The 12,439-nt window shown below is 65.9% G+C and carries 10 protein-coding genes; 6 read left to right on the top strand and 4 right to left on the bottom strand.

The window, feature by feature from the left end; translation table 11 throughout:
• Positions 1 to 45 precede the first annotated feature (45 nt).
• The 3 genes from S58_RS08640 to S58_RS08650 form a co-directional block, all read right to left on the bottom strand.
• Positions 46 to 1,287, bottom strand: coding sequence for an acetamidase/formamidase family protein (locus S58_RS08640; protein WP_015664899.1), 1,242 nt, complete (start codon positions 1,285 to 1,287; stop codon positions 46 to 48).
• Between the two features lie 55 nt (positions 1,288 to 1,342).
• The gene (locus tag S58_RS08645) at positions 1,343 to 2,971 is read right to left on the bottom strand and encodes an amino acid ABC transporter permease/ATP-binding protein (protein WP_015664900.1); all 1,629 of its coding nucleotides are present in this window, start codon (positions 2,969 to 2,971) and stop codon (positions 1,343 to 1,345) included.
• A gap of 307 nt (positions 2,972 to 3,278) precedes the next feature.
• Complete coding sequence (locus S58_RS08650) at positions 3,279 to 4,169, bottom strand: ABC transporter substrate-binding protein (RefSeq protein ID WP_015664902.1); 891 nt, start codon at positions 4,167 to 4,169, stop codon at positions 3,279 to 3,281.
• Between the two features lie 467 nt (positions 4,170 to 4,636).
• On the opposite strand from S58_RS08650, the gene S58_RS08655 reads away from it, so the two are divergent.
• The 6 genes from S58_RS08655 to S58_RS08680 all read left to right on the top strand — a co-directional run bounded on the left by S58_RS08655 (position 4,637) and on the right by S58_RS08680 (position 11,266).
• Positions 4,637 to 5,461, top strand: coding sequence for an ABC transporter permease (locus tag S58_RS08655; protein ID WP_015664903.1), 825 nt, complete (start codon positions 4,637 to 4,639; stop codon positions 5,459 to 5,461).
• On the top strand, positions 5,461 to 6,525 hold the full coding sequence (locus S58_RS08660) for an ABC transporter ATP-binding protein (RefSeq protein WP_015664904.1): 1,065 nt from the start codon (positions 5,461 to 5,463) through the stop codon (positions 6,523 to 6,525). The genes S58_RS08655 and S58_RS08660 overlap by 1 nt, the downstream gene beginning before the upstream one ends.
• 24 nt (positions 6,526 to 6,549) lie before the next feature.
• Positions 6,550 to 7,581, top strand: coding sequence for an extracellular solute-binding protein (locus S58_RS08665; RefSeq protein ID WP_015664905.1), 1,032 nt, complete (start codon positions 6,550 to 6,552; stop codon positions 7,579 to 7,581).
• 12 nt (positions 7,582 to 7,593) lie between these two features.
• On the top strand, positions 7,594 to 8,424 hold the full coding sequence (locus tag S58_RS08670; RefSeq protein ID WP_015664906.1) for an ABC transporter permease: 831 nt from the start codon (positions 7,594 to 7,596) through the stop codon (positions 8,422 to 8,424).
• Positions 8,425 to 8,648: 224 nt separating this feature from the next.
• Positions 8,649 to 10,259, top strand: a complete 1,611-nt coding sequence (locus S58_RS08675) for an amidohydrolase family protein (RefSeq protein ID WP_015664907.1) — start codon at positions 8,649 to 8,651, stop codon at positions 10,257 to 10,259.
• Positions 10,256 to 11,266 (top strand): CobW family GTP-binding protein, encoded by a 1,011-nt coding sequence (locus S58_RS08680; RefSeq protein ID WP_015664908.1) that lies wholly within the window; start codon positions 10,256 to 10,258, stop codon positions 11,264 to 11,266. The genes S58_RS08675 and S58_RS08680 overlap by 4 nt, the downstream gene beginning before the upstream one ends.
• A 300-nt stretch (positions 11,267 to 11,566) precedes the next feature.
• Here S58_RS08680 and S58_RS08685 read toward each other — a convergent pair whose 3' ends face one another.
• Entirely contained in the window at positions 11,567 to 12,388 is an 822-nt protein-coding gene (locus S58_RS08685) for an IclR family transcriptional regulator (protein ID WP_015664909.1), read from the bottom strand.
• Positions 12,389 to 12,439: the final 51 nt, after the last annotated feature.

The raw sequence follows: 12,439 nt of genomic DNA on the forward strand, positions 1-12,439 counted from the left end.
GGAGCGCACCGTCCGCGAGGCGAGAGCTCGCGTTACGCTTCGAAATCAATCACACCGGAACACGTTCTTCCGGATCGTGCCGTGCACGCCCCAATTGGCGTCGACCACCTGGGTGACGCCGAAATCAGCACCGACCGACAGCAGCGAGATCGCCTCGTCCTCGCTGAGATGATGCACCGTCATCAGGAACCGGCGCAGCTTGCGGAAGGCGTCGCGCATGGCGCGGTCGAGGCTGGAGTGGTTGGCGATCTCGGTCTGCGCATTGGTGCCGAGCTCGGCGAGGTAGTTCGGATAGGTGAAGCCGTAGACCGACCATGCCTGCTCGGTTTCCAGCAGCGGGTGGGTGAGGCCTTCGAGCGGCGTACCGCCGAGATCGTTCTTCTTGTGGAGGATGAACTCGAAGTCGCCGGTGAGTGACGTCTCGATCGCGGTGCCGCCGAGCTCGCTATCGCCTTGCGCGGCATGGGGATCGCCGACCGAGAAATAGGCGCCGGGCACGGCGACCGGATAATACATCCGCGCGCCCTTGCCGATGCGCCAATCGTCGATGTTGCCGCCGGTATAGCTCGGCGGAATCGAGGAGACGTAGTCGGCCTCGGACGGCGCCAGCCCCATGGTGCCGAAATGAAGCCGTGCCGGCACCTTCACATTGGGCAATATGTTCTCGCGCTTCTTGATCGTGGTGTGATCGACCGGCACGCCGGGATAGTCGATGGTCGGATGCACGATGCCGTCGGGGTCGGTCTGCGGCGTCCAGACGTAGTTGTAGACCGCCTTGGCGAACGGCTCGCCGGAGGTGTCCAGCTCGAAGATGGTGATGACCTCGCGCGGCTTCGGCTCCTCGATCAGATCATGATAGTGGAAGCCCCAATTGGCGGCTGCGTTGGAGCCGAAGCATTTGCCGGCATGGCAGCCGCACTGGCTCGGCCGCGGCTTGATGTCGAGGATGCGCACCTCCAGCACGTCGCCGGGCTCGGCGCCCTCGATCGCGACCGGCCCTGTCAGCAGATGCACGCCGATGCCTTCGCCGGAGCCGCGGATGAACGGCCCTTCGGTCGGGCCCGCGCCGCGCCGCGCGACGGCTTTGTGCTCCCTGGTCCATTTGAACACGCTCTCGGCGCCGGGATCGTCCTTGATCATGCGCTCGTAATCGTCATTGGCGTGATGCGTCAGCGTCTCGATCGTGGCGCGGTCGCCGGAGCGCAAGGTGAGCGCGGGTGTCACCACCTTGGAGAAATAGCCCCAATGGATGGTCTTCGGGGACACCGGCAGCAGATGGTGTTTCATGCGAGGGCCTCATCGTTCGGACGCGAGATCGTTGACGTTGATGTGAAGGATGAACTCATGCCACTGCGTCCTTCGGCCGCTCGGCATCCATCACCGAGAGGAAGCGCGCGGTCAGCGGATGGCGCGGGCTCGACAGCACCTCGTGCGCCGGTCCCTCTTCGAGGATGACGCCGCCATTGAGGAAGGCGACGCGGTCGGCGACCTCGTCGGCGAAGCGGACCTGATGCGTCGAGATGATCATGGTCAGGCCGTCGTCGATGGCGAGGCGCCGGATCACCTCCAGCACCTCGTTGACCAGCTCCGGATCGAGCGCCGACGTCGGCTCGTCCAGCAGCAGCACGCTCGGGTTCGGCGCCAGCGCGCGGGCGATCGCAACACGCTGCTGCTGGCCGCCGGAAAGATGGCGCGGAAGCGCATCGGCGCGGTGCGACAGGCCGACACGGTCCAGCAGCTCAGTGGCGCGGCGCTCCGCCTCGAAGCGGCCGAGGCCGTGCACCCAGCGCAGCGGGCCGGCGATGTTCTCCTTCGCGCTCAGATGGCCGAACAGGTTGAACTGCTGGAACACCATGCCGACGCCGACATTGGCGCGCTCATTGGCGATCGCGCGCGGCGTCAGCTTGCGCTCCTTCTCGTCGAAGCCGAGCTTGCGGCCGCCGACGCGGATCTCGCCGGAATCCCAGTTCTCCAGATGATTGATGCAGCGGAGCAAGGTGCTCTTGCCGGAGCCGGACGGGCCGAGCAGCGCGATCACCTCGCCGATGCGCACGGTGAGATCCAGGCCGTCGAGCACCCTGTTGCCGTCATAGGCCTTGCGCAGGTCCTTGACCTCGACCGCGATATTGTTGCGGGCGATGGTGGCGGCGCGCCGGGCGCGGTCTTCGAGCGACAACGCGAGTGGCGGCGTCTCCTTCAACTCCGTGGGTTCGGGCGGGGTGGCTTCGATGGCGGATGAGGTTCTGCCCGCAAGCTCCAGCTTCGTTGCGACATCGACGCGGCGCCAAGGGAGATAATCAGCAAGCCTGCGCTGCTTCGTCGTGCGGTCGAGATCGAGCAGCCATTCCAGCGCGAGCTGGATGACGCTGATTGCGCCGGTCAGCACCAGATAGATCAGGCCGGAGGCGAAGAAGATCGAGAAGAAGTCGAAGGTCGAGGAGGCCAGCTGCGTCGAGCGCAAGGTCAGCTCCTGCACGGCGATGACCGAGGCCAGCGAGGAGTTCTTCAGCGCGCTCACCGCCTCGTTGCCGAAGGCGGGGATCATGGTCCGGATCGCCTGCGGCGCGATGATCCGGCGCATCAGCACCCCCGGCGTCATGCCGAGCGCCTGGCCGGCCAGCAACTGGCCGCGCTCGACGCCGAGCACGCCCGAGCGCAGCATCTCGGCGATGAACGGCGCCTCGTTGCAGGCCAGCGCGAGGCCCGCGGCCAGCACCGCCGGCAGCTTGATGCCGATGTGCGGCAGCGCGTCGTAGGCGAACACCATCTGCAGGATCAGTGGCGTGCCGCGGAAGATCACGGTGTAGCCGCGCGCGATCGCCGCCAGCAGCCAGAACCGGCTGAGCTGCATCGCTGCGAGGACCAGGCCAAGAACGAGGCCGCCCACCAGGCCGAGCGCGGTGACCTGCAGGGTCAGCTCGATGCCCTGCAGCAGATACGGCATGCTCAGATAATGCAGGAAGAGGGACATGTGGTCGACCCGGGAGGTGCGGAGCCTGGGCAAAGGCGTGGAGCGCCGTGCCCACCGCGGTGGTGCGGAAGAAAGACGGTGGGCACGCTGCGCTTTGCCCACCCTACGAGTTTGGTCCGGTGGTTGGGGCGCACACGCGTTGCCGAGCAATTGCTGCGCTCCCTCCCCCCTTGTGGGGGAGGGCTGGGGAGGGGGGTACCAAGGAAAGACTGCCGCTGTGGACCCCCACCCCCGACCCCTCCCCGCAAGGGGGAGGGGAGCGCACCGTCGCTGCGGCAGCAGCTTCGCTTTCGAAACCGCGCGCCTATTAGTCCGCCGTCAGGATGTCCGGCTCCTTGAAGTTCGCCGGATCGAGCTGCCACTTCTTCAAGAGCTCCTGATGGATGCCTTCCTTCTGCACCTCGATCAGCGCGGCCATCACGGCATCGCGGAACTTGGGCTTGTCCTTCGGCACGGCGATGCCGACCGAATAGGGGATCGTCACGGCGATCGCCTTCTCCAGCTTGTCCGGATAGGCCTTGACCGCCTGGTCGACCGTGTTGACGTCGTTGACATAGGTGTCGGCGCGGCCGGCGAGGATGGCCTGGATGCAGTTCGCGTTGTTGTCGTAGAGCTGCAGGGTCGGCTCGGGCTTGCCCGCTTCCTTGCACTTCGGGCCGAGATCCTGGATCAGCGGCACCTCGACATAGCCGGTGTTCTCGGCCGCGGCCGCGCCGCACATCGAGACGTTGATGCCGGTGATGCCCTTCGGATTGCCCTTGGCGACCAGCACGCCGTCGAACACCTTGGAATAGGTGATGAAGTCCGCGGCCTTGGCGCGCTCCTTGGTGGCGTAGATATCGGAGATCACGATGTCGGCCTGGCCGCTCGCCAGCGTGGTCAGCAGTGCTGCGAACGTCACCGGCTTGTAGGTCAGCTTGAAGCCGAGGCAGTCGCCGATGGCCTCGCCGAGATCGATGTCGAAGCCGACATATTTGCTCGGATCCTTCGGGTCGATCGCTTCATAGCCCGGCGTGTGCGGATTGATGGCGTTGACGAGCGTCTTGTCCTTCCAGTCCGGATATTTCTCCTTCAATGCCGCGCAGCCCGCGGGCGTCGCCGCGTGCGCATCGATGGGAGCGAGAAGTCCTGCCGCGATGACGGCGCCGAGCGCGGCAAGCCACGCGCGCCGCGCCCCAGTGAATAGCCTCGTCTGCATGTTGCCAGCTCCTTCGAACAATGATGTCGCGCTGGTCCGGCGGTGCATGGGTGCCGTCGCCCCGGTCCAAGCTCGAAGGCAGCTTAGGGTCGCGCCCGCGCGGATGACTTGTCCGTGGGCGCACAAAATATTGGATCGTGCCGGTGCAAGATTTGAGCAGGCATTGCCCAAAACCGCGCCGCTGCGTCGGAACGCCGCGTCCACCGGCGGCTTATGCATGTCGGTCCCGAAAATTCCGAATTCGGAATTTGTCACATCGTCAATGACCGGCGCGCTCGGTGCTAACCCTAAGATGGAAACGTCGACACGCCACGCGTTGGGATCGCGACGCGTCACAGCGCTCGGCCCATGCGTATGTGCATTGCGATAACTCACGTCGCGGGCTTGGCGGCGGCGGAGCTGCCGACTACGATGCCGGCGCTCGGACCACTGATAGCAGTGGTGATCTGTTTGTTGAGGTGTCTGCAATGCTGTTCCGTTTTACGGGACAACCGTCACTCGGCCAATTCGCAGTGCGGACACTGATCGTCGTCGCCTACGCCATCATCTTCGCACCCGTCGTCATGATCGTGGTGACGAGCTTCTTCGCCCAGGAGATCGTAAGCTTCCCGCCGCCGGCGTTGTCGCTGAAATGGTACGCAAACGCCCTGAGCAAACCCGAATTCCTGCGCGGCCTCGTGACGAGCTTCCAGGTCGCGCTGCTCGCGACCGCGATCGGCGTGCCGCTGGGCACCGCGGCCGCGCTCGCCATCGTGCGCGGCGAGTTCCGCGGCCGCCAGGTGCTGAGCTCGTTCCTGCTCGCGCCATTGGCGGTGCCCGGCGTCGTCGCCGGCTCCGGCCTCTACATGTTCTATGTGCTGGCCGAGGACCTGCTCGACCGCGACATCAAGGCGACGACGGAAGGCCTCGTCGCCGCGCACACGCTGCTCGCGATACCCTGGACGGTGCGTCTCGTGGTCGCCAGCCTGCAGGGGCTCGACCGCGCCGCCGAGGAGGCCGCCGCCAATCTCGGCGCGAGCCCGCTGACGGTGTTCCGCCGCATCACCTTGCCGATGATGCGCTCGGGGATCGTCGCAGCGGCGATGTTCTCCTTCATCCAGAGTTTCGAGAATCTCGATCTGTCGATGCTGCTGGTCGGGCCCGGACGGATCACGCTGCCGGTGGCGATGCTGAACTATCTCGAATTCCGCATCGATCCGACGCTCGCGGCCGTCGCCACCGTGCAGATCGTGCTGGTCGGCATCCTGATGGTGGTGACCGACCGCTTCGTCAAATTGTCGCGGGTGGTGTGATGGCGCAGCTCACCCTGGAGAAGCTGACCAAGCGCTTCGGCTCATCCATCGGCGTGGAAGGGCTTGATCTCGCCGTGAACGAGGGCGAACTGGTCGCGCTCCTCGGGCCCTCGGGCTGCGGCAAGACCACGACCTTGCGCATGGTCGCCGGCTTCCTGCCGCCGACGAGCGGCCGCGTGCTGTTCGATCGCGAGGACGTCACCCAGCTGCCGGCCTACAAGCGCGCCACCGGCATGGTGTTCCAGTCCTACGCGCTGTTTCCGCACATGAGCGCGGCGGAGAATGTCGGCTTCGGCCTGGAGATGCGCGGCCTCAATGCGGCCGCGCGCAAGACCAAGGTCGAGGACGCGCTCAAGCTGGTGCGGCTGTCGCATCTCGCCGACCGGCTGCCGCGGCAATTGTCCGGCGGACAGCAGCAGCGCGTCGCGCTGGCCCGCGCGTTGGTGATCAATCCGCGCATCTTCCTGCTCGACGAGCCCTTGTCGAATCTCGATGCCAAGCTGCGCGCCGAGGTGCGGCTCGAGATCCGCGCGCTGCAGCAGCGGCTCGGTCTGACGACGCTGATGGTGACGCATGACCGCGAGGAGGCGCTGACCATGGCCGACCGCCTGGTGGTGATGGAGGGCGGCCGCGTGCGCCAGATCGGCTCGCCGCAGCAGCTGTATGACTCGCCAATGGATGCGTTCGTCGCCGACTTCGTCGGCCGCTGCAACATCCTGACGGGCCGGCGCGAGAATGAGGGTGCGTTTCGCACCAGCGGCGGCCTGCTGTTGCCGGTCGATGTCGCCAGCGGCGAGCGCGATGACGCCGACGCTTTCGCGCTGCGCCCTGAGCGGATCGTGCTCGAGACCGGCGCAGCCGGTGATGTCCAGGGCCGCGTCCAGGCGATCACCTATATGGGCGCGCAGACCGAATATGTCGTGGCGATCGGCGACGAGACGCTGGTTGCCATCAGATCGACGCCGGATGCCGGCGAGCCGCTGGCGCTGCTCAAGCCCGACGATCCCGTGTCGCTGCAATGGGACCGCAAGGTTCCGCGCCTCGTTCCACAAACATCGTCCTGATCACCCCAAGCGAAAGGTTGTCCCATGATTTCGCGACGTCATTTTCTCTCCGCCACCGCTGGTGCCGCCGCGCTGGCCTCCGGTGCTCCCACCGCTCGCGCCGAGGGCGGACAGGTCGTGGTCGGCACCTGGGGCGGCGACTACGGCCAGCTGCTCGCCGATATCATCGACAAGCCGATCATGACGCCCAAGGGATTTGAGATCGTGCAGGACGTTGCCAACGCCGATCCGCGCAAAACCAAGCTGCTCGCCGAGCGACAGAGCCGGCGGGGCTCGATGGACGTGTCGTGCCTGTCCGACAACGACGCCTACATCGTGTCGCAGTCCGACGTGTTCGAGAAGGTCGATCCGGCCCAGGTCAAGCGGCTCGACAAGGTGTTCCCGGAGCTCAAGAGCGATATTGCGATCCCGCACATCTATTCGGCGCAGGTGATCCTCTACAACACCAACCTAGTGAAGGCACCGCCTCAATCCTTCGCCGATTTGTGGGATCCGAAGTGGCGCGGCCGTATCGGCCTTGCCGACATCCTTTACCCCAACAACACGCTGGCGGCCGCGCTGGCCGGTGGTGGCGGTGTCGGCAATCTCGATCCGGCCGAGAAGAAGCTGATGGAATGGCGCTCGCTGGACGTGAAGATCTATCCGTCGAACGAGGCGCTGGCGGCGGCGCTGAAGTCGGAAGAGGTCTGGATCACCACGATGTGGCTCGCCCGCGGCTTCATGTGGAAGAAGTCCGGCATTCCGCTCGCGCATGTGGTGCCGAAGGAAGGCACGCCGGCGATCGTGTTTCAGGCGTCGGTGCCGAAGAACGCCAAGAACAAGGCCGGCGGCTTCGCCTATCTCGACGCGATGCTGGACGCCAAGGCGCAAGGCGGCTTCGCCGACAAGATGGGCTATGTGCCGACGGTGACGGACGCCGTGCTGCCGGAGGACCTCGCCAAGCAGGTCAGCCTGACCGAGGCCGAGCGTGCGCGGCTGTTGAAGCCCGACTACGCCTACGCCGCGGGACGTTCGCAGCGCACGCTCGATTTCTGGAACAAGGAATTCAAGGCGTAAGGATCGATCGCGATGGCGCTGCTGGTCGTCCCTGCCTGTCTGCTGGTCCTGGCTTTGCTGATCGGGCCGATGATCCTGATGTTCCGGATCTCGCTCAACCGGTTCAGCCCGACCCAACTGATGGTGCAGGCGCTGTCGCCGGACAACTACATCAAGGCCGCGACCGATCCGTACTACCAGCAGATCATCGTGGCGACGCTGGGCATCGCGCTGCTGTGCACCCTGCTGACCCTGATCCTGGCGTTTCCGGCGGCGTACTGGCTCGGCCGCATGGAGAGCCGCTGGAAGAGCCTGGTCGTGATCGCGACCTTGTTCCCGCTGCTGGTCGGCAATGTCGTGCGCTCGGCCGGCTGGATGGCGCTGTTCGCGCGTGACGGCTTCGTCAACACGAGTCTGCTCAAGCTTGGCCTGGTCTCCGCGCCGCTCGAGATCATGTACACCACCAAGGCGGTCATCATCGGCATCATCGCCGTGGTACTGCCCTACATGATCCTGACGCTATCAGCTGTCATCGAGAGCATTCCGCGCGACCTGGAATATGCCGCCGCCAATCTCGGTGCCTCCGGCGCGCGGGTGTTCTGGCGGGTGATTCTGCCGCTGTCCGGTCCGGGCGTCGCCGCCGGCTCGATCCTGGTGTTCGTTTTGTGCATGAACACCTATGCAACGGCGGTGCTTCTCGGCGGCCCGCGATTCAAGATGATGGCGCCTGCCGTCTACGACCAGTTCGTGCGCGGCAACAACTGGCCGATGGGCGCCGCGCTCGCCTTCATGCTGCTGGCGGTGACCATGGCCTTCACGGTGTTCGGCAGCATCGCCTTCGCGCGGCGGTATAGGACGGAGTAGGGCATGGACGGTGGACGTCGTCATTGCGAGGAGCGCAGCGACGAAGCAATCCAGACTTACTTCCTGACTCTGGATGGCTTCGCTGCGCTCGCAATGACGAGGCCTTGAATTCGTAAGGTGGGCAAAGGCGCAAAGCGCCGTGCCCACCATATCGCAAGGGACAGACGGATGGTGGGCACGCTGCGCTTTGCCCACCCTACGACTCGGGAATGAGGAACGCGGTTATGACCGACCAAGCCACGACACTGCCGGGCGACGAGCTCGCCGTCATCAGGAACAAGGGCGAGGCGCCGATCGTGCCCAAAGCGACGTCGCGCGATCGCGGCATCGGGCCGTTCAAGCGGCTGGCGCTGCGCAGCGCCATTGTGATCGACGGCACCGGCGCGCCGCCCATCGGACCGGTCGACATCATCGTCGAGAACGGCCGCATCGTCAGCATCAAGAAGGTCGTCGGCTACGGTTACGGCGACAAGGCCGGCGAGCCGGCCGACCATGAGATCGACTGCCGCGGCAAATGGGTGACACCCGGCTTCGTCGACTGCCACGCCCATGCGGGCGTCGCCTATCACTCCGCCAACGGCTGGGTGCCGCCGGTCGACTACGTTTACAAGCTCTGGCTGGCGCATGGCGTCACCACGGTGCGCGAGATGGGCTCGATGAACGGCCTGTCCTGGATGCTCGACCAGAAGCAGCGCGCTGCAGACAACAGCATCGCCGCGCCGCGGCTGCTCGCCTACGCCTACTTCCCGGCCGTCAACGACATGGTCAAGACCATCTACACGCCGGAGCAGGGGCGGACGTGGCTGCGCCAAGTCAAGGAGCGCGGCGCCGACGGCATCAAGTTCTTCGGGGCGCCGCCTGCGATCATGGAAGCTGCGCTCGACGAGTGCAAGACAATCGGCCTGCGCACCGGCTGCCATCACGCCCAGATGGCGGTGTCGCGCATGAACGCGCTGACCACGGCGAAGTGGGGACTGACCAGCGCGGAGCATTATTACGGTCTGCCGGAGGCGCTGTTCGAGGACCGCGTGGTCCAGAACTTCCCGCTCGACTACAACTACACCGACGAATATTTCCGCTTCTCGGTCTCGGGCCAGATGTTCAAGCAGGGCGCCGAGCCCGGCTCCGCCAAATGGAACGAGGTGCTGGAGCAGTTCCTGGAGATCGGCTTCACCTTCGTGCCGACCTTCACGATCTACGACGCCAACCGCGACCTGATGCGGGCGCGTCAGGCCTATTGGCACAAGGAGTACACCTGGAAGTCGATGTGGGACTACTTCACGCCGCAGCGCGGCGGTCACGGCTCGTACTGGTATCGCTGGTCGACCCAGAACGAGATCGAGTGGAAGGAGAACTACCGGCTCTGGATGGCCTTCATCAACGAGTACAAGAACCGCGGCGGCCGGGTCTGCACCGGCTCGGATTCCGGCTTCATCTACCAGATCTTCGGCTTCGGCTATGTCCGTGAGCTCGAGCTGTTGCAGGAGGCCGGCTTCCATCCGCTGGAGGTGATCCGCTCGGCGACATCGCAGGGCGCGGCCCTGTGCGGCTTGCAGGACGAGATCGGCACCATTGACGTCGGCATGCGCGCCGACATGCTGGTGCACAACCATAATCCGCTGACCGATTTCAAGCTGCTCTACGGCACCGGCGCGATGCGCTTCAATGACGCGACCAATGCGGTCGAGTGGCATCGCGGCCTGAAATTCACGATCAAGGATGGCATCATCTACGACACCGAGGAGCTGCTCGCCGACGTCCGTGATCTGGTCAAGGCGAGCTGGGAGAGCGACGTGCCGGAGAAATACGCCAGCAAGGACGCTGCGGCGCCATGAGCGCCGTGATAATCGACTTCTTCGTCCTCACCGGCTTCCTCGGCTCGGGCAAGACGTCGCTGCTGCGTGATGTCCTGGGCGCGGAGACGGCATCCGACACGGCTGTGATCGTCAACGAGGCCGGCGAGGTCGGGCTCGACGGCGTGCTGCTGCGCGAGAGCGGCGACGATTTGCCGATGGCGATGCTGTCGAACGGCTGCGTCTGCTGCCAGGTCGGCAGCGATCTCGCTTTCACCATCGACCGCCTGATCATGACGCCGCGGCCCGCCGGCCTGCCGCCGCTGCGCCGGATCATCCTGGAGACCTCGGGCCTGTCGATGCCCGGCCCGGTGCTGCGCCAGCTCGCAACGCTCGCCGAGCACCGCATGCGCGTCGCAGTGATCGCGACCTATGATCTCACGCGCGGTCTTGCCGTCGCTGAATTCGAGGAGGCGGCGGCGCAGTGGGCGGCCGCGCATCGCATCGTCGCCACCAAGGCTGATCTTGTGCCCGACACTCTCATCGAGGCGCCGGTCTCGATCGCACAGCTCAATCCGGTGGCGGAGGCGATCGCGACTGTAGACCGAACGGCGGCGGTATCAGCGGCCTTCGCGCCGCTGGCTGCGTCTTTGCCATCGCGCGAGGTCGCGCTTGAGCGGAGAGCGGCGCATCCAAGGCTGGCGCTCTGTCTGGTCCGCCCACGAGGCGAGATCGCCTATGCCGATCTCGCCGGCTGGCTCGACAATGTCGCGGGTGCGCTCGGTGAGCGACTGCTGCGCATCAAGGGACTGGTCAGGGTTCACGAGGCGCCACGCCCGCTGCTGGTCGAAAGCGTCGGCACCATGTTCTCGCCGCCGCGCCAGCTGACGGCCGAGAAGCCGCCAGCACCGTTCCTCGTCGTGATCGCGCGCGACATCGATCGTGCCGAGCTCGAGCAGGTCGCGCCGACGGGCCTGTTCACGTTCTCCTGGCGAGCGTCCGAGAGCGGCGTAGCGCCGCGCGGCATCCGCGCCGAATGGGTGACGTGAACGGGGCGAGTGCGATGCGCGATGAACATCCGGAGTCTCACGCGTCGTGTCGGAGAACCCGGATGTCGTTCCGGCCTTCGCCCTGCGTGCGCAGGCCTGCACTCATCCGGGCTACGCAGTGATAACTGCTGCGCTATGCGGCGCGAGCGGGCGGCAACGGCGCCGCCGTAGCCCGGACGAGCGACAGCGTGCGCCCGGAGGGCACAGGCGATAGCGACATCCGGGGGCACACGCGGCAGTTCGTAGGACCCCAGATGTCGCATCCGCCGTCGCCCCCCAGCTGGGCCTCCGCTCATCAGGTCAACTTCCCCCGATCGTGCTCAAGCTCCGCGAGGGATAACGCAGCGCGACGTCGAACGGGTTGAGCTTGCCGGCCAATGCCTGTGCTTCGCCCTGCAGAATCTTCACCACGTGCGGAAGGCGGTCGGCATTGAGCCGCTCCGCCAGGGTGCCGACGCTGAGCGCCGCGACGGCGCGGCCCTTTGCGTCCAGCACCGGCACGCCGAGGCCGGCCATGCCGGGAATGAGCCCGGTGCTGGTGTTGACCCAGCCCTGCGCGCGCGCCTGCGCCAGCGCGCTGCGCAGCGACGCCTCGTCAAGGAAGCCGCGATCGAGCAGGCGCGGGATGTTGAAGCGGATCACCGCCTCCTGCTCGTCCTCGGGCAAATGAGCGAGGATGGCGAGGCTGCCCTGGCCGAGCCCGAGCGGCACTTTGCCGCCGATATCGCCGGTGAAGGAGCGGATCGGAAACGGACCCTCGACACGATCGAGGCAGACCGCGTCGAAGCCGTTGCGCACCAGCAGGAAGATCGTGTCGCTCAGCGTCGCGGACAATCGCAGCAGCGCCGGACGCGCGGCCTCGCGCAGGCCGCTGGCCTGGCCGGCGCGTGCGGCGAGCACATAGAAGTCGAGAGCGAGGCGATAGCGCTTGCCGGCGACCTGCTCGGCAAAACCTTCGGCAGCGAGATCCTGCAGTATGCGGTGGGCCGTCGGCTGGCCACATCCGGCCGCCTCGGCGATGTCCTTCAGCCGCAGCCCGGCCGGGTCGCCCTCGGCCAGAATGCGGAGCAGCCTGAGGGCGCGGCGGAGACTTGAAGCGGAGTCCTGTTCAGGCAACGTCATCTTCAGGCAACGTCATCATCTTCTTGAATGTTGGAGGTCGTCGGATGGCCT

The sequence above is a fragment of the Bradyrhizobium oligotrophicum S58 genome, from assembly GCF_000344805.1.
In the GTDB taxonomy this organism is placed as follows: Bacteria; Pseudomonadota; Alphaproteobacteria; order Rhizobiales; family Xanthobacteraceae; genus Bradyrhizobium; species Bradyrhizobium oligotrophicum.